Here is a 17116-nt window from a genome sequence, read left to right as displayed (position 1 = left end):
AAGAGTAGCACGATGCGTGCCCTTGTAAACATATTGGCAATGAGAAAGTGGGCAATTGTCACGAAAAAAATACAATTGCCACCAAAGAAGCCTTAGCGGCGGGGAGATTTCGGGTACAGGTCCATACCCGCTTCATTGATCTGGCGGCGCAGGTCGCGGCGCTCGTCCGGCGTCAGGCGGCCGCCGCGGCGATACGACTCCGCGTTCTGTTGGTTCTGCTCCTGCTGCATTTGCAGCTGGCGGCGCTGTTCTTCCTGGCGCGCTTCGAACGTGCGGGCGTCGAACTGGCGCGTGTCGAACTGGCGCACGCGTTCCTGGCGGTCAGGCGGCGGCAGCTGGCGCTCCGAACGCTGGGCCTGCATCGCGCGCTGCGCATCGGCGTCATTTGGACCCGCGTGGGCGGCCGACAGCGCGGCGCCGGCCAACAGCACGCCAGCAACTAGCTGGCGGACGAACGAATACCGGCCGAAAAATTGGGCGCTTGCTGCTGCGTCGATTTTGTTGTGCAGGTTATTCATCAGGTTCCTCTTCCGCGATGCCATTTAAACAGATAAGCTTCATTTCGCTTGAGGCCAGTGTATGGCTAATCGCATAGGGGTGTAAGCCGAATTGGGTAAGGTTTGTAACACTTTGTAATGCCTTGCATGCAGAGCGCCTGCATAAAGCGATATGACGTTACCATAGCGACATGAATATGACAAATTTGACAGCCATATGAACCCACAATCGACATCGAACGCAGGCAACAATACAACGGCAGCCACTGGCGGTGGCCACACCGCCAAAATTATGGTAGTGGACGACGACGTCCGCCTGCGCGACCTGTTGCGCCGCTACCTGACGGAGCAAGGCTTCTCCGTCGTCACCGCCGAAAGCGCGACGGCGATGAACAAGCTGTGGCTGCGCGAGCGCTACGACCTGCTGGTGCTTGACCTGATGCTGCCCGGCGAAGACGGCCTGTCGATCTGCCGCCGCCTGCGCGGCGCCGGCGACCAGACGCCGATCATCATGCTGACCGCGAAAGGCGAGGACGTCGACCGCATCGTCGGCCTCGAGATGGGCGCCGACGACTACCTGCCCAAGCCGTTCAACCCGCGCGAGCTGGTGGCCCGCATCGGCGCGGTCCTGCGCCGCAAGGGTCCCGACGAAATCCCGGGCGCGCCGTCCGAGACGCCGCAGACCTTCGAGTTCGGCCAGTTCGTGCTCGACCTGGGCACCCGCACCCTCAAGAAGAACGGCGAGACGGTGCCGCTGACCACCGGCGAATTCTCGGTGCTCAAGGTGTTCGCCCGCCATGCGCGCCAGCCGCTGTCGCGCGAGAAGCTGATGGAGCTGGCGCGCGGCCGCGAGTACGAAGTCTTCGACCGCAGCCTCGACGTCCAGATTTCGCGCCTGCGCAAGCTGATCGAACCTGATCCTTCCAGCCCGCTGTACATCCAGACCGTATGGGGCCTCGGCTACGTGTTCATCCCTGAAGGCCAGCCGCGCTAGTGTTCCTCCGTGACGAGACAAGGCCAGGCACGCCGCGCATGGGCTGGTTCCGGAGCGGCCTGTTCTGGCGCACCTTCCTCCTGCTGAGCATCCTGACCACGGTGTCGATGGCATCGTGGATCGGCATGATCAGCACGATGCAGCGCGGCGCCAAGGTCGAACAGACCGCGCAGCTGGTGATTTCGGTTGTCACCATCACGCACGCGGCCCTCACCCACTCCGCGCCCGAGCTGCGCCGCGAACTGCTGTTCGAACTGGTGTCGAATGAAGGCATCCGCATCTTCACGCTCGAAGACTCCGATGTGGTCGACCCGCCGCCGGACAATCCATTGATGCCCGATATCGCGCGCATCGTCCGCGAAAAGCTCGGCGCCGACACCCAGTTTTCCAGCAGCGTGAACGGCGTCGCCGGCTTCTGGGTCAGCTTCAAGATCGACGACGACAAATACTGGCTGATGCTCGAACGCGAGCGCCTGTCCGGCCTGACCGGCGTCCAATGGCTCGGCTGGGCCAGCGTGGTCGGTGTTCTGTCGCTGCTCGGCGCCGCGCTGATCTCCAGCCTGATCAACCTGCCGCTGGCGCGCCTGACAGCGGCGGCGCGCGACATCGCCCAGGGCAAGCGCCCGGCGCCGCTGCCGGAAAAAGGATCGAAGGAGATCATCGGGGCGAACCGCAGCTTCAACCAGATGGTGGACGACCTGCAGCAGGTCGAGTCCGACCGCGCGGTGATCCTGGCCGGCATCTCGCACGACCTGCGCACGCCGCTGGCGCGCATGCAGCTCGAGCTCGAGATGGCGCAGCTTGGCGCCGAAGCGCGCGAAGGAATGCAGTCGGATATCGCCCAGATGGACGCCATCATCGGCCAGTTCCTCGACTACGCCAGACCGACCGAAGCGGCCACCTTCGTCACGATCGACATCAGCGGCCTGCTGGAAGACGCCGCGCGCGCCGCCGAACGCCTGCCTGGCATGACGGTCAATACCGACATCGCGCAGGACCTGCTGGTGAACGGCAATGCGACCGACCTGCGCCGCGTGGTCAATAACCTGATCGAGAACGCGCGCCGGTACGGCCAGACGCCGGGCACCGGCGCCACCGAAATCGATATCTCGTGCCGCGTCAAGCCGACTGGCCTGGGCAAGCGCGTCGTGATCGAAGTGCAGGATCATGGCGTCGGCGTGCCGGACGACCAGATCGAACAGCTGCTCAAGCCCTTCACGCGCATGGATACCGCGCGCGGACAGGCCAACGGCGCGGGCCTGGGCCTGGCGATCGTCGAACGGGTGGTCCTGCGCCACAACGCCGAACTCATTGTGAGCAACCGCCAGGGCGGCGGGCTGCGAATCCAGATCCTGTTGCCGCTGGCCGAGTGAATCCTGGAGACGGAGCCGGTCTATACTAACGGTTTCGCCGCCAACCACGGAACCCCATGCTCACCTACGCCGACATCGAACAAGCCGCACAACGCATCCGCGGTGCAGCCCACCGAACTCCAGTCCTGACCTCGCGTACCGCCGATGACCGCTCCGGCGCGCAGCTGTTCTTCAAATGCGAGAACTTCCAGCGCATGGGCGCCTTCAAGTTCCGCGGCGCCTACAACGCCATCTCGCGCTTCACCGAAGACCAGCGCCGCGCCGGCGTGCTGACCTACTCGTCCGGCAACCACGCGCAGGCGATCGCCTTGTCGGCCAGCCTGCTCGGCATCCGCTCGGCCATCCTGATGCCGCACGACGCGCCGGAACTGAAGATCCAGGCCACCAAGGCTTATGGCGGCGAAGTGATCATCTACGACCGCTACAAGGAAAACCGCGAAGAGATCGGCCAGCGCCTCGCCCAAGAGCGCGGCATGACCCTGATCCCGCCGTACGACCACCCTGACGTCATTTCCGGCCAGGGCACGGCCGCCAAGGAACTGTTCGAGGAAGTTGGCCAGCTCGACGTGCTGCTGGTCTGCCTCGGCGGCGGCGGCCTGCTGGCAGGTTGCGCGCTTGCGGCTGCGGCGCTCTCCCCTTCGTGCAAGGTGATCGGCGTCGAGCCGGAACTGGGCAACGACGGCCAGCAGTCGCTGCGCAAGGGCGAAGTCGTCCGCATCGGCGTGCCCGACACGATCGCCGACGGCGCCAAGGTCACCCACGTGGGCGACCACAACTTCGAGGTGATCAAGCGCCACGTCGACGACATCGTGACGGTGTCCGATGCGCAGCTGGTCAGCACGATGAAGTTTTTTGCAGAACGCATGAAGATGATCGTCGAGCCGACCGGCTGCCTGGGCGCGGCGGCGGCGATGCACGGCGCCGCGCCGGTCGAAGGCAAGCGGGTTGGCATCATCATCAGCGGCGGCAATGTCGACCTGTCGGCATTTGCGCGCCTGGTCGCATGAGGCTGATCCAGGCGCCCGGCCTGCCCGCGCCGGCAGGCCACTACTCGCAGGCCGTGGAAGCCAACGGGCTGGTCTTCCTGTCCGGCGTGCTGCCGCAGCTGGGCGTGGTCGATCCGACCGTCGATACTTTCCAGGACCAGTGCGAATCGGTGTTGGGACAGTGCGAAAAGATACTACAAGCGGCGGGATGCGGTTTCCACGACGTGGTCCAGTGCACCGTGTACATCGTGGGGATCGCGAACTGGCCGGAGTTCAACGAGACCTATGCGCGCGTGTTTGGCGCGCACAAGCCCGCGCGCGCGGTGGTGCCGGTTCCTGAGCTGCACTTCGGCTACCGCGTCGAGGTGCAGATGGTCGCGGCACGGCCGCCCGCCTAGTTCGCGGTACGCGCGAGTTCGGCCTTGAAGCGCGGCTTGCCGTCGCGCGCGAGGTGATACGAGATCGACTTGCCATCCGGCGCCAGCGTCACTGTCCATACATTGGTTGACGCGGCCGGGATCAGTTTGGCCGTGTAGGCGTCCGCTTCGAACGACTGCACGTCGGCGCTTCCCTGGTCGTTCGCCATCCCGCCGTACATGGTTTGCTCGTCCGGGGTGCCGTCCGCGTGGCGGTGATCGTGCTTGAGCTCGAGCCCCGCTGCGGATTTGGTGAAGATCCAGGTACGTGAACGGTCGGCCCCGACGGTGAATGGGACCCTCACCTCGTCCGCCGTGCAGGTGGCGATATGTGCAACCAGCTTCTTTCCGGCGAATGCATCGCCGGCCTCGCGCGGGAACACGGACGCGCCTTCAAACCTGGCGCCGCACAGCGACGTCAGCCGCGCGAAAAAATCGGCTTTGCCTTCGGCGTGCGCATGGACCGGAACGACGGCGGCAAGTGCGCCCAGTATGGCGGCGGTTCCCAGGAATTTCATGGCTGCTCCTTCTGTGAAAGTGAGCAGCAAGATAGGCCGCGCCCCGCCGCGTGTCAACGACTTATTCCTTCGACGCCTGCTCGATCGCCTGGCGCACCTCGCTGGCGTCGTCCGGGCGCACTACCCGCGCCACCTCCTTGCCGTCCTTGATCACGACCACGGTCGGCCACAGCTTGACGCGGAAGGAACGGCCAAGCGGACGTCCCGGACCATCTTCCACCTTGATATGCCGGACCGCCGGATGGGCCGACAGGGCTGACGTGATGTGCTGCTCGGCCGCGCGGCAGTAGCCGCACCAGCCGGTGCCGAATTCGAGTGCGACGGTGCCGGGCAGCGCGTCGATCGCACTGCGTTCCGGCTGCGTGGTTTCATATGCCGTGCCCATGATGGTTCCTTTCAACGCTGGTCGTCCAAGTATGCCATGGCGGGCTTCTCCGGCAGCGCACCGAAGGCTTATCGGGCCGCAGGCGTGGCGTCGCTGCAGGCGACATCCCAGGCATTCAGTTCGGCGCCGCGCTTCTTGATCCACACCTGCGCGCGCGCCGTACGGTCGCTGTCGAACACGAGGGCATGCAGCTCTTCCCTGCCGTGCGGCGGCGCGCTGACATCGATGGCGGCGAGCCGGAAGCGCAGCGAACGGTGCGGCGCACAACTGGTATTCCCGGCGAACAGAAGGCGCGCGCGCAGCAGCAGCACGCCATGCTGGCCGATCAGCGGCGCCAGGTCGGCATCGGGGATGCGCTGTTTGAGTTCGACCAGCCGGCCAGGCCTTCCGCACGTGGCACGGTCGAGCCATGCGAAACGCTTCCCGGCCGCCATGCTCCAGCGCTGGTCCGCTGCCGCGCGCGCGTTGTAGGCGTAGCGCTGCTGCGTCATGCGGCACAGCGCACCGGCGGCGCGGTACGGCGCCCCGTCCACGATCGCTTCAACCCGCCACGCATCCTTCCGCGATTTGCGGACGATGTCGAAAACAGCTGCGGACGGTTGGGCGGGCGTGCTGCGGTAGAAGGCCGTGAACGACGCCGTTTCCTGCCCGGTCGGCTCGCGCCGCTCCGGCTGCGCGTCCTGCGCGTGCGCGGGCATTGAAAACAGGAGGGCGAGGACTAGCGCGGCTGGAGGCATGGATCGCAATGGAGGGCCACGCAGGGCCCGTCGGGGTTTGTCGGGCGCCCAGTATGCCGCTTACCCCGGCTGCGTACAAGCAGCGCTGCGGCGAGGTGTAAAGTGTTGCTATTTCTTAATACCTATTCCCGTAAGTGCTGCACAGGATCCAGCACCTCGCCAAGCCGCTGCGCCAGGAACTCGACCAGGGCGCCGACCCGGGGCGCCAGCGCGCCCTGCTTGTAGAACACCGCCCACACCGGCTCCGACCATGCCAGCGTCATGTCCTCCAGTACCGGCACCAGCGCCCCGCTGCGCACATCCTTCATGGTCAGGAAGTCGGCCAGGCGCGCGATGCCGACGCCGCCCAGCACAAGGTGGCGCAGCGTCTCCCCGCTTGACGCCGTCACGGCCGGCGCCACCGGCAGGCCTTCCACGCCGCCATGCACCAGTGGCCAGATATTCAGCGACGCCGGCGCTGTGAAGCCCAGCAAGCGGTGCGTAGACAGCTGCTCCACGCTGGCCGGCGTACCGTGGCGGGCGAGGTAGTCCGGAGAGGCGAGCAGGCGGATCCGGCTTTGCCCCAGCTGGCGCGCGTTCAGGGTTGAATCGGCCAGGTTCCCGATCCGGATCGCCAGGTCGGCGCGTTCCTCGATCAGGTCGATGACGGTTTCGCCGCTTGTCAGTTCCAGCCGGATCAGCGGGTGCGCATCGAGGAACTCGGCCACCAGTGGCGCCAGCATGTGATCGAGCGCCGGCGTCGCGGCATTCACCCGCACCAGCCCCGAAGGCTGCGAACGGCGCGCCGCGACCTGCGCCTCGGTGTCCTCAAGGTCCGCAATCACCTTGCGCGCGCGATCCAGCAGCCACTCGCCTTCTTCGGTCAGGTCGAGGCGGCGCGTGGTGCGCTGGATCAGCGTCGTTCCCAGCTGCGCTTCCAGGCGCGAAATGGTCCTGCTGACGCCCGATGGCGTCTGCCGCAGCCGGTCTGCCGCGGCGGAAAACGACCCCGTATCTATCACCGCGGCGAAGGCAATCAGCGCGTCAACACTCAGCATTTGTGACTCCGAGTCAAAAGTATATTGTACGGCAACCCATTTTTCCTTTCCTGGCATGCGGTCACACTGCCCCCTCGTTCACGTATTACCAGGAGAAATACATGCCACTCGCACTCTGGGCGCTGACACTCAGCGCCTTCGCCATCGGAACCACCGAATTCGTCATCGTCGGGCTGATCCCCACCATCGCCGCCAGCCTGGGCGTCACCGTGCCGTCGGCCGGCCTGCTCGTCAGCCTGTACGCGCTCGGCGTCGCCGTCGGCGCGCCGGTACTGACCGCCCTCACCGGCCGCATCCCGCGCAAGCAGCTGCTGCTTGTGCTGATGGCCTTGTTCACCGCCGGGAACCTGCTGGCATGGATGGCCCCCAACTACGAGTCGCTGATGGCGGCGCGCGTCTTGACCGGCCTTGCGCACGGCGTGTTCTTCTCGATCGGCTCGACCATCGCCACCGGCCTGGTCGCGCGCGAAAAAGCGGCCAGCGCAATTGCGCTGATGTTTACCGGGCTGACCGTGGCGCTGGTGACGGGCGTCCCGCTTGGCACCTTCATCGGCCAGACCTTCGGCTGGCAAGCCACCTTCCTCGCCGTGTCGCTGCTGGGCGTGGTCGCCATCGCCGGCAGCTGGCTGCTGGTGCCGTCGACTATCCCGAACAGCAAGCCATCGAGCGTGATGGCGCAGCTGGCGGTGCTGAAAAAGCCGCGCCTGCTGCTGGTGTACGCCATCACGGCGCTGGGCTACGGCGGTTCGTTCATCGCTTTCACCTACCTTGCGCCGATCCTGCAGGAGGTCGCCGGCTTCGCGCCATCGAGCGTCGGCCTGGTGATGCTGGTGTACGGCGTCTCGGTCGCGGCTGGGAATATCTGGGGCGGCAAGCTGGCCGACAAGCATGGCCCGATCCGCGCGCTGCAGGTGGTCTTCGCGCTGCTGGCGCTGGTGCTGCTGGTGCTGACCTTCACCGCCGCGAATCCATGGCTGGTGGTCGCCACCGTGCTGGCATGGGGTGCTGTCGCATTCGGTAATGTGCCCGGCCTGCAGGTCTATGTGGTCCAGCGCGCCGAGCGTGACGCCCCGCATGCCGTGGACGTCGCGTCGGGCCTCAACATCGCGGCCTTCAACGTCGGCATCGCAATCGGCGCGTGGGGCGGCGGCTTGATCGTCACCCATCTTGGGCTGATGGCGACGCCATGGATCGGAGCCCTGGTTGTCGTCGGCGCGCTCGGCCTGACCACGCTGGCCGGCTGGCTGGACCGTCGCGACGGCATCAGTGCAAAGGTGATCGGGCCGCGCGCCGCGGTGGCGCACTAAGCGGCCGGTTCGTCCAGTTCCGGGTAGTGGCGGAAGATGCCCTCTTCGTTGAAGGGAATGCGGCGCGGCGACGCGAGATAGCGGGCGATGTTCGCCCGCGCCGCCACATGCGCATGCAGTTTGTGCAGCCCCGGATAGCCAGGTTCGAGGCGCGCCATCGCGTTCGGAAATGCATAGCGCAAGCCTTCGATCATCTGGAACATCGAAAGGTCGACATAGGACAGGCGCGCGCCGAGCAGGTAGACGCCGCGATGTTCGGGGCGCGTCAGCATCCGTTCAAAGTAGCCGAAAAATTTCGGTACCCGGCTGGCGATGAATTCCTCCGCGCGTCGCTTCGCTTCCTTCTTCTGGTCTTCGTAATACAGCGCGATTCCGACGGGATGGTGCGTGTCGTGTACTTCGCTGACCAGGTCCGCAATGGTGAGCTGGAGCTGGTGCGCCCACAGGCGGCCCTGCGCCCGGCGCGGCGCCAGGCCATGGCGCGCGCCGAGGAACAACAGGATGTTCGCGGTCTGCCCAATTGTCTCGTCGCCGGCCTTCAGGAACGGCGGTGCCAACGAAGGATGGGCATCCGCCTTGAGCGCAGCAAGCATATTCTCCATGCCCCCTTTGGTGCGCGCCACGTCAAGGTAGGCTACGCCAGCCTCCTCCAGCGCAAGGCGTACAAACTCGCCCCGCCCTTGTATCGAAGGCCAGTAGAACAGTTGGTATTCCATGCCAATTTCCCCTCCTGTGAAGACCGAAATTTGTGCCAACTTGCATAGACAATCATGCTACTCTTTCGCCCAGGCGTTCCGCCAATATTCAAAACGACAGAGGGAAAAAATGCTAAAAAAAATCTCCATCGCCATCATCGTCATCGTGGCCGTGATCTTCGGCATGGCCATGATGCAACCGGACACATTTACCGTCACTCGCAGCACCACGATCAAAGCGCCGCCAGAGAAAATCATGCCGCTGGTGGCCGACTTCCATAACTGGCAGAGCTGGTCGCCGTGGGAAATGCTCGACCCGAACATGCAGCGAGGCTTCAGCGGTCCGGCCAGCGGCACTGGCGCGGTCTACACGTGGACGGGCAATAGCGACGTAGGCCGTGGCCGCATGGAGATCACCGGGCACGAGCCGCCGTCAAAGGTTACCATCAAACTCGAGTTCGTCGAGCCGATCGCCTCGACCAACGTCACCGAATTCACGCTGGTGCCGCAGGGCGAGACCACGACCGTCAACTGGACCATGACCGGCCCGATGCAGCTCATCACGAAGATCATGAGCGTCTTCAGCAGCATGGACAAGATGATCGGCAAGGACTTCGAAAAGGGCCTGGCCCAGCTGAAGGCGGTGGCCGAGAAGTAAGCGACGGCCATGCCGCATCAGGCGCGCCAGCGCGTCACCGGCCTGCTGCTCGCGCTTTGCCTGAACGCTGCGTTCATCGCGATGTTCGTGTGGCAGGCGCGGCCCCGCATCATCGATACGCCGGATCCGTCACGCATTGCGCTGGTGTGGCCGGTTCCGGCCAGCGAGATGGCCGCGTTGCCGGCGCCGGCCGGGCCGGTCCGGCAACGTACGGCGCGCGCGAAGCCCGTCGCCAGGATCCCGATCGCGGCCACCGAGCCGGCGCCAGGCGCCGAAGTGATTCTCGCGTCCGACACCGCCGATCCTTTCGAAAAAGCCGACAGCGCAACGGCGCAGTCCTTCGACAAAGCCGTGATGGGCAAGGCGATCAAGGTCGCCATTGCCGAACGCAAAGCCCTCGAAGACACGCAAAAATTCGTCAAGTCCGGTCCCGGACCAACCCAGTACGAACAGTTTGCCGCCGACGTGGGCGGCGCAGCGGTCCCCTACTGCTATCGCGCCGACGCGATGAAACATGCGCCGCCGTCAATCAAGATCGCCGGGGTGACGATTGGACTAACCGGCGTGCTTGGGCTGCCCTTCTTCGCCAAGGCGATCGCCACCGGCAAATGCCGCATGAAATAGCAGGAAAAACCGCATTCGGCGATAATCGAAGGCTGATCTATCGCTCAATTGAGGTGTACCTTGCTTAACTTCGACTTCTACAATCCCACCCGTATCCTGTTCGGCCAGGGCCAGATCGCATCGCTGTCGACGCTGGTGCCAACTGGTGCGCGCGTGATGATGCTCTACGGCGGCGGCAGCATCCGCCAGAACGGCGTGTACGACGAAGTGATGGCGGCGCTGGCCGGCCACAGCGTCACCGAATTCGGCGGCATTGAGCCGAACCCGAGCTACGAAACGCTGATGCGCGCCATCGAACAGGTCAAGTCCGAAAAAATCGACTTCCTGCTCGCTGTCGGCGGCGGCTCGGTTATCGACGGCACCAAGTTCGTGGCCGCCGGCGCCCTGCTCGATGAAGACCCATGGTCGATCTTCGACAAGCGCAGCGCGAACATCGTCGACGCCCTGCCGTTCGGCACCGTGCTGACACTGCCGGCCACCGGTTCCGAGATGAACAGCGGCGGCGTCGTGACGCGCAAGTCGACCCAGGAAAAACGCTCGTTCATGAGCCGCAAGGTGTTCCCGCAGTTCTCCATCCTCGACCCGGCCAAGACCTTTACGCTGCCGGTGCGCCAGGTCGGCAACGGCGTGGTCGACGCGTTCGCGCACATCATGGAGCAGTACCTCACCTACCCGGTCAACGCCAAAGTGCAGGACCGCTTTGCCGAAGGCCTTCTGCTGACACTGGTCGAAGAAGGCCCGAAGGCGCTGTCCGACCCTGAAGACTACGATGTGCGCGCCAATGTGATGTGGTGCGCCACCCTCGCCCTGAACGGCCTGATCGGCGTCGGCGTTCCGCAGGACTGGGCCACCCACATGGTCGGCCACGAGCTGACCGCGCTGTACAACCTCGACCACGCGCAGACACTGGCGATCATCCTGCCGAACATGCTGCGCGCACGCCGTGAAGAGAAGCGCACCAAGCTGCTGCAGTACGCCGAGCGCGTATGGGGCCTGACGGGCGGCGACGAGGACACCCGCATCGAAGCGGCCATCGCGCGCACCGAACGGTTCTTCGCACAGATGGGCGTGGGCACCCGCCTTGCCGATTACGGCCTCGGCGCCGACTGCGTCGAGCCGGTCATCAAGGCGCTGGAATCGCACCGCATGACAAAGCTGGGCGAACACCGCGACGTCACCATCGAGGTGTCGCGCAGGGTGCTGGAAATGAGCCTGTAACGGGAGTACTGTTTTCGCGAGCAGCCTGTTCGTGATAAAATCGACATTCGCTAGGGGTCCTGGAACGCGAGTTCCGGGTGAGAGATACCCTTCGTACCTGATCTGGATAATGCCAGCGAAGGAAAGCGCAAAGTCTTTTCCCTCCTTTGTTTGCTCCCCCCGTTGGCTCCGGCTTTTTAAAGCTTCGCGCAGCATTTGCGGCGCGTAAAACGAGCACACTCATGTCGACACCAAACCTGAAGCAATCTGCGATCGCGCTAGCGCTACTGCAGGCATTCGCCATTTCCGCCCACGCGCAAGAGGCCATGACCGAGGTCGTCATCACTGGCCGGTCGGTCGTTACCGACCGCGCCGCCATCGGCGGCTTCTCCGATGCGCCGCTGCTGTACACGCCTGCATCGATCACATCGATCAGCCGCGAACAGATGCAGGATCTCGGCATCCGCACCACCACCGACGCGGCGAAATTCGACGCCAGCATCAGCGACTCTTACAACGCGGTTGGCTACGCCGAGCAGTTCTCGATTCGCGGTTTCGCGCTCGACAACACCTCCAGCTACCGCAAGGACGGCATGGCGATTCCCGCGGACGCCCCGATCCCGCTCGAGAACAAGGAGCGCATCGAAGTGCTCAAGGGCCTCGCGGGCCTGCAGGCTGGCGTGGCCGCGCCCGGCGGCATCGTCAACTACGTAACCAAGCGCCCGACCAATATCCCGCTGCGTTCGGCCACGGTCGAAGTGAAGGAACGCGGCACGGTGTATGGCGCGGTCGACCTGGGCGGCCGTTCGGACGACAAGCGCTTTGGCTACCGCATCAACGCGGCCGGTGAGCGCATTCGATCGTACGTCAAGGGCGCGGATGGCGAGCGCGAATTCATCTCGGGCGCCTTCGACTGGCGCCTTACGCCGCAAGCGCTACTACAGCTCGACATGGACTACCAGTACAAGTCGCAGATCACCGCACCTGGCTACCAGCTGATCCGCAATGAAGTGCTGCCGACCGGCGTGTCGGCCAAGACGCTGCTCAACGCGCAGCCGTGGACCAAGCCGGTCGAGACCAAGAGCTCGAACGTCGGCCTGCGCTTCGAATACCTGTTCGAGAACGACTGGCGCGCCAGCATCGCGATGAACAAGCACAAGTTCCAGCGCGACGACTACACCGCCTTCCCTTACGGGTGCAGCAATGAGGGCGACGGTTTCTATCCGGGCTACTGCTCCAACGGCGACTACGACGTGTACGATTACCAGAGCGAGGGCGAATCGAAGTCCCCGTTCAGCGCACAGGCGCTCTTGCAGGGCAAGTTCACGACCGGCGCGATTAGCCATGATCTGACCTTGGGCAGTTCGCTGTTCCGTCGCAGCGACCGTTTCGGCGACTATGTGTACGACTACGCGGGTTCGTCCAACATCTACCAGAACGCGATCGTGCCGCCGGCGCCGGGCAATCCGACCACCGGCCCGGTATTCGAGCGCCGCAAGGAAAACGAGCGTTCCGTGTTCGCGCAGGACATCCTGACGCTGTCGCAGAAGTTCAAGCTGCACGCCGGCCTGCGCCATGTGCAGGTCAAGCGCACCGAGTTCGGCATTGAGCCGAGCGACACCAGTTTCACGCTGCCGAATGTCTCGCTGGTCTACAACCCGACCCAGGACTGGACCGTGTACGGCTCGATGGCGCATGGCCTCGAGCACGGCGCCGTGGCGCCGATCGAGACCACCAACGCCAACCGCGCGCTCGACCCTAGCCGCTCGAAGCAGCTGGAGTTCGGCGTCAAGGGTGCGGTAAACAGCAGGGTCAACGTGTCGGCGGCGCTGTTCCAGGTGACCAAGGGGCTGGAGTTCACGCAGGCGAATGCGGACGGCAGCGCCACCTACGTGCGTGCCGGCGAGGCGCAGCATCGCGGCGTGGAACTTGGCGTGCATGGCAAGGCGAGCGGCAACGTGCAATATTCCGTGTCGCTTGCGGCGCTCGATACCGAGCAGTCGGCTACCGGCCAAGCGAGCATGGACGGCAAACGCGTGACCAATGTGCCGAAATTTAAATCGACTGCGTGGCTGGAGTACGCGGTACCGGGTGTCGAGGGCCTGAAGGTCAACGGCGTGTGGCAGTACGCGGGGCGCAAGGCATTCGATGTCGATAACCGCACCTTCGTGCCGGGATATCACACGCTTGACCTGGGTGCTGCGTATGAAACGCGCATGATGGGTACGAGGACCACGCTGCGCGCTGGTGTGCAGAACGTCACCGACAAGTTCTACTGGCGCGATGTGACGCCGGCGCTGGGCGGCTACCTGCTGCCGGGCGCGCCGCGTACGTTCCGGATGTCGGCGCAGTTCGACTTCTGATCGGCTGATTCGGCGGATGCGGGCAAGCCCTTATCCGCCGCTTTTGCGCTATCCCGCGACCTTCAGGAACCGGTCGACCTGAAGAACGCGCTCGGGCAAGCTGCCGGTTACGAGCATAAAGCGGATCGCGCGCTCGTCGAGCGTCTGCACCACTTCTTCATGTACCGCCTGCCGCACCGCTTCCGATTCGCGCTGCAAGCCATCCGGCACCCACGGGCTGTCGGGCGCGGTCACCAGCGTGAACGCGTAGTCGTGCGCCAGTTCCAGGTCGCCCAGCTCCTCATCCACCCGCCCCCAGTAATGACGGCTGTAGATCGCCGTCATTAAAGGCGTGGTGTCGCAAAACAGGAAGCGCTTCGCCTGCTGCGCGGCAGTGTGCTCACGCTCGCGCTGAGTGCGCGCGATATCGTACTGCTCGTGCTCCTGCGGGACCCGGCCCTTCGTGTCGACGAATTCGCGCAGGTATTCAGGCACCCAGAGGGTGCCGAAGTGCGTGGCCAGCGCCGCGGCCAGCGTCGATTTTCCAGACGATTCGGCGCCGAGAATCGCTACGCGCAGAACGCCCTTCATGCTTTCACCTCCTGTTGCGCAAGCCTGCTCCAGGTGCGCAGCCCGATCCATGCCAGCACGACGAATACCGCGTAAAGAATCGCCGTCAGTATCAGGCCCTTGTAAACATACAGCCCGACGTACAGCACGTCCACCGCGATCCAGACGTGCCAGTTCTCGACCTTCTTGCGCGACAGGAGCAATTGCCCGACCAGGCTGCCGGCCGTCAGGAAGCCATCGATGTGCGGCACGTCCGTGTTGGTCCAGGTGCGCAGGAACAGCGCGATCAGCACGAAGCCAAGCAGCCATGCGCCAAGCGAATACAGCTTGCCGCGCTTGTCGAGATGCGACACCTTCAGCACATCGTGGCGCGCGCCGCCATACAGCCACTGGTACCAGCCCCACACCGACACCGCGATGAACACCAGCTGCAAAGCCATGTCGCCGTACAGCCGCGCGCCGAAGAACACCACGCCATATGTGGCCGAGGACAGGATTGAAAACAGCCAGGCCCAGTGGGTCTGGCGGATATTCAGCACCACGGTGATAACGGCGAGTACGAAGGAAATCAGTTCAAGCGGCGTGGTGGCAAAACCGAGCAAGGGGATCGAATCGTTCATCAGGGGTGGGTAAGGTGGCAAGCCCGTTCAGTGTTGCATACGATTAAGCAACTGGGCGGTGGGGATTATCCCCCGTCAGTGCACGGCGAGGCAAGACCTCAAATACCTACTTTGCATAAGTGATTATCGGTAGCATCGAATGTACATATATTCCTGGAGTGATCTATGAAAATTCGGTTGCCCTCGCGTGCTGCACAGCACTGGTAGGACACCAAACCTGGGCCGCAGCTCCGGCCTTAGTCCCGATCGAAGCCTTCGTGGAGGAAGAGACCTACAGCCAGCCGCGCTTGTCGCCGGACGGCCAGCACATCGCGATCAATGTGCGGATCATGCGCAACGGCCCGCAAAATTCCGACGATGACTGTATTCAAGCTGCCTTCGCTCGAACCGGTCAGTCGGGTTGCGCTTCAGGGTTTCGCAATTCCGCTGGGCTTTTCATGGCTGACGAACAGGCGACTGGTGTTGCTGAAAGGCCTTGAGATCGGCACCAGGGAACAGCCCGTACCGACCGGCGAACTGGTGGCGCTTGACTTGGACGGCACCAACCAGCAATACCTGTACGGTTACAAGGCCCGCGCGCAATCCAGCCGGGGTGAGCGCTATGGAAACGACTACGGCTACGGCGAGATCAACCATATACCCCGGGCCCGTGATGGCCACGTGCAGGTCAGCGCGCATCTGTTCGAGGGCAATCGCAGCATGCTGTACGACATCAATACCGTCAACGCCATACGTAAGCTGCTGGCGGACATTCCGATGAAGGATATGGGGTTCCTCAGCGATAAGAGCGACAAACCCCGTTTCGCCTACGGCTATGACGAACAGGCCGAACCGGTACTATTCCGCCATGATGATTCCAGCGGCGAGTGGAAAAAGCTCGATCCGGCGACGCTCGGTTCCCGCTTCAATCCCTTCGCCTTCACGCCCGACAGTACCGCTGTCCTGGCATCCCACGCCGTCGACGACGGACCGTACATGATCGTTCGCGAAGACATGGCGACTGGAACGCGAACCGTCCTTGCGCAAGACCCGTTGGCCAGCATCGATGACCTCCAGTTCAGCGCAGCGCCGCGCATGCCGTTCGCCGTCGCGAAAGCGGTTGGAATCCCGACGCCGATTTATCTCGACAACACATCGCCCGATGCCCTGTTACACAAGACCTTGAGCGCGGGCTTCCCCGGGTCAGTCGTCGACTTCATTAACTTTTCCGACAACGGCCAAACGCTGCTGTTTGCGGTGCGCAGCGACCGCGATCCGGGCTCGTTCTACCTGTTCGACCGGAAGACCGGCAAGGCGGACCTGCTGTTCTCGAATATGGAAAAGATCGATCCGGCCCTGATGGCGCCGCGCCTGCCTATCGCTTTCGCAGCGCGCGACGGCCTGGACATGACCGGCTACCTGACACTCCCGAAGGTCGACGCAGGCAAGAAACTGCCACTGGTGCTGATGCCGCACGGCGGACCGTTCGGCCTTAAGGACAATTGGTACTTCGATACCGAAGCACAGTTCCTGGCCAGCCGGGGCTATGCGGTACTTCAGGTAAACTTCCGCGGCTCGAGCGGGCGCAGTATCAGATTCCAGGAAGCAGGCTACCGCGAGTGGGGCGGCAAGATCATGGACGACCTGATTGACGGCGTCAAATGGGCTTCGGCACGACCCGACATCGACGGGAACCGCGTGTGCGTGTACGGCGGAAGCTTCGGCGCCTACTCCGCCCTGATGCTGCCAGTTCGCGAACCAGGCATGTTCAAGTGTACGGTGGGTATCGCCGGGCTTTACGACCTGCCGAGCCGGTACAAGCAAGACAGCTTCGTGGGTGACAAGCAGGCGAAAAACTATGTCATCAAAACGATGGGCGACGACCCGGCCCTGCTGGCGCGCCATTCGCCTGCACAGCAAGCCGACAAGATCAACATCCCTGTCATGCTCGCCCACGGCAAAAAGGATAAGAGGACGCAGCTCGACCAGGCAGAGATGATGCGCGACGCGCTTGTGAGAGCCGGCCGGCCGCCGGAATGGCTGGTGATCGACAACGAGGGTCACGGCTTCTACGACAGCGAAAACCGCAAGGTGTTCTTCGAGAAGCTGGAAGCCTTCCTGGCGAAGCACATCGGCAAATAAGCGAAACAAAAAAGGGCCGCGTCATTCAGCGGCCCTTCT

At 63.8% G+C, this 17116-nt stretch carries 19 protein-coding genes and 1 riboswitch; of the genes, 11 read left to right on the top strand and 8 right to left on the bottom strand.

Annotated elements, in window-relative coordinates; all coding sequences use genetic code 11:
- Positions 1 to 92 precede the first annotated feature (92 nt).
- The gene (locus HHL21_RS00975; RefSeq protein WP_229495773.1) at positions 93 to 518 is read right to left on the bottom strand and encodes a hypothetical protein; all 426 of its coding nucleotides are present in this window, start codon (positions 516 to 518) and stop codon (positions 93 to 95) included.
- A gap of 271 nt (positions 519 to 789) precedes the next feature.
- On the opposite strand from HHL21_RS00975, the gene ompR reads away from it, so the two are divergent.
- The 4 genes from ompR to HHL21_RS00955 are packed head-to-tail and all read left to right on the top strand — an operon-like array spanning position 790 to position 4248.
- Complete coding sequence (gene ompR / locus HHL21_RS00970; protein WP_229432713.1) at positions 790 to 1491, top strand: osmolarity response regulator transcription factor OmpR; 702 nt, start codon at positions 790 to 792, stop codon at positions 1489 to 1491.
- A 38-nt stretch (positions 1492 to 1529) separates the two neighbouring features.
- Positions 1530 to 2864: a sensor histidine kinase family protein gene (locus HHL21_RS00965; protein ID WP_169463403.1), complete on the top strand. Its 1335-nt coding sequence runs from the start codon at positions 1530 to 1532 to the stop codon at positions 2862 to 2864.
- Between the two features lie 56 nt (positions 2865 to 2920).
- Positions 2921 to 3871 (top strand): threo-3-hydroxy-L-aspartate ammonia-lyase, encoded by a 951-nt coding sequence (locus tag HHL21_RS00960; RefSeq protein ID WP_169463402.1) that lies wholly within the window; start codon positions 2921 to 2923, stop codon positions 3869 to 3871.
- On the top strand, positions 3868 to 4248 hold the full coding sequence (locus tag HHL21_RS00955; protein ID WP_169463401.1) for a RidA family protein: 381 nt from the start codon (positions 3868 to 3870) through the stop codon (positions 4246 to 4248). Before HHL21_RS00960 ends, HHL21_RS00955 begins: the two co-directional genes overlap by 4 nt.
- Here the strand turns inward: HHL21_RS00955 and HHL21_RS00950 are convergent.
- The 4 genes from HHL21_RS00950 to HHL21_RS00935 form a co-directional block, all read right to left on the bottom strand.
- Positions 4245 to 4784, bottom strand: a complete 540-nt coding sequence (locus HHL21_RS00950; protein ID WP_169463400.1) for a hypothetical protein — start codon at positions 4782 to 4784, stop codon at positions 4245 to 4247. The two genes, HHL21_RS00955 and HHL21_RS00950, sit on opposite strands and share 4 nt — an antisense overlap.
- A 61-nt stretch (positions 4785 to 4845) precedes the next feature.
- The gene (locus tag HHL21_RS00945) at positions 4846 to 5169 is read right to left on the bottom strand and encodes a thioredoxin family protein (protein WP_169463399.1); all 324 of its coding nucleotides are present in this window, start codon (positions 5167 to 5169) and stop codon (positions 4846 to 4848) included.
- Between the two features lie 68 nt (positions 5170 to 5237).
- A complete protein-coding gene (locus HHL21_RS00940) occupies positions 5238 to 5867 on the bottom strand; it encodes a hypothetical protein (protein WP_169463398.1) in 630 nt (209 codons plus the stop codon).
- Between the two features lie 161 nt (positions 5868 to 6028).
- The gene (locus HHL21_RS00935) at positions 6029 to 6943 is read right to left on the bottom strand and encodes a LysR substrate-binding domain-containing protein (protein ID WP_169463397.1); all 915 of its coding nucleotides are present in this window, start codon (positions 6941 to 6943) and stop codon (positions 6029 to 6031) included.
- 101 nt (positions 6944 to 7044) lie between these two features.
- On the opposite strand from HHL21_RS00935, the gene HHL21_RS00930 reads away from it, so the two are divergent.
- Complete coding sequence (locus HHL21_RS00930) at positions 7045 to 8250, top strand: MFS transporter (RefSeq protein ID WP_169463396.1); 1206 nt, start codon at positions 7045 to 7047, stop codon at positions 8248 to 8250.
- Here the strand turns inward: HHL21_RS00930 and HHL21_RS00925 are convergent.
- Positions 8247 to 8966 (bottom strand): glutathione S-transferase, encoded by a 720-nt coding sequence (locus HHL21_RS00925; protein WP_206085492.1) that lies wholly within the window; start codon positions 8964 to 8966, stop codon positions 8247 to 8249. The two genes, HHL21_RS00930 and HHL21_RS00925, sit on opposite strands and share 4 nt — an antisense overlap.
- Before the next feature lie 109 nt (positions 8967 to 9075).
- Between HHL21_RS00925 and HHL21_RS00920 the strand changes: the two genes are divergently transcribed.
- The 4 genes from HHL21_RS00920 (at position 9076) to HHL21_RS00905 (ending at position 13787) form a co-directional block, all read left to right on the top strand.
- On the top strand, positions 9076 to 9603 hold the full coding sequence (locus HHL21_RS00920; protein ID WP_169463395.1) for an SRPBCC family protein: 528 nt from the start codon (positions 9076 to 9078) through the stop codon (positions 9601 to 9603).
- Between the two features lie 9 nt (positions 9604 to 9612).
- Complete coding sequence (locus tag HHL21_RS00915; RefSeq protein WP_169463394.1) at positions 9613 to 10227, top strand: hypothetical protein; 615 nt, start codon at positions 9613 to 9615, stop codon at positions 10225 to 10227.
- A 60-nt stretch (positions 10228 to 10287) separates the two neighbouring features.
- A complete protein-coding gene (locus HHL21_RS00910; RefSeq protein WP_169463393.1) occupies positions 10288 to 11445 on the top strand; it encodes an iron-containing alcohol dehydrogenase in 1158 nt (385 codons plus the stop codon).
- 42 nt (positions 11446 to 11487) lie between these two features.
- Positions 11488 to 11586: riboswitch (TPP riboswitch) on the top strand.
- 80 nt (positions 11587 to 11666) lie between these two features.
- Positions 11667 to 13787: a TonB-dependent siderophore receptor gene (locus HHL21_RS00905; protein WP_169463392.1), complete on the top strand. Its 2121-nt coding sequence runs from the start codon at positions 11667 to 11669 to the stop codon at positions 13785 to 13787.
- Between the two features lie 48 nt (positions 13788 to 13835).
- On the opposite strand, the gene HHL21_RS00900 is transcribed toward HHL21_RS00905, so the two are convergent.
- Positions 13836 to 14357, bottom strand: a complete 522-nt coding sequence (locus HHL21_RS00900) for an AAA family ATPase (RefSeq protein WP_169463391.1) — start codon at positions 14355 to 14357, stop codon at positions 13836 to 13838.
- On the bottom strand, positions 14354 to 14956 hold the full coding sequence (gene pnuC, locus HHL21_RS00895; protein ID WP_169463390.1) for a nicotinamide riboside transporter PnuC: 603 nt from the start codon (positions 14954 to 14956) through the stop codon (positions 14354 to 14356). Before pnuC ends, HHL21_RS00900 begins: the two co-directional genes overlap by 4 nt.
- A 257-nt stretch (positions 14957 to 15213) precedes the next feature.
- On the opposite strand from pnuC, the gene HHL21_RS00890 reads away from it, so the two are divergent.
- On the top strand, positions 15214 to 15435 hold the full coding sequence (locus HHL21_RS00890) for a hypothetical protein (RefSeq protein ID WP_169463389.1): 222 nt from the start codon (positions 15214 to 15216) through the stop codon (positions 15433 to 15435).
- Positions 15419 to 17077 (top strand): alpha/beta hydrolase family protein, encoded by a 1659-nt coding sequence (locus tag HHL21_RS00885; protein ID WP_169463388.1) that lies wholly within the window; start codon positions 15419 to 15421, stop codon positions 17075 to 17077. Before HHL21_RS00890 ends, HHL21_RS00885 begins: the two co-directional genes overlap by 17 nt.
- Positions 17078 to 17116 lie beyond the last annotated feature (39 nt).

Source organism: Massilia polaris (assembly GCF_012927275.1).
GTDB lineage: Bacteria > Pseudomonadota > Gammaproteobacteria > Burkholderiales > Burkholderiaceae_D > Telluria_A > Telluria_A polaris.
The sequence above is the reverse complement of the archived record's forward strand: the minus strand, read 5'-3'. Positions and strand labels throughout refer to the sequence as shown.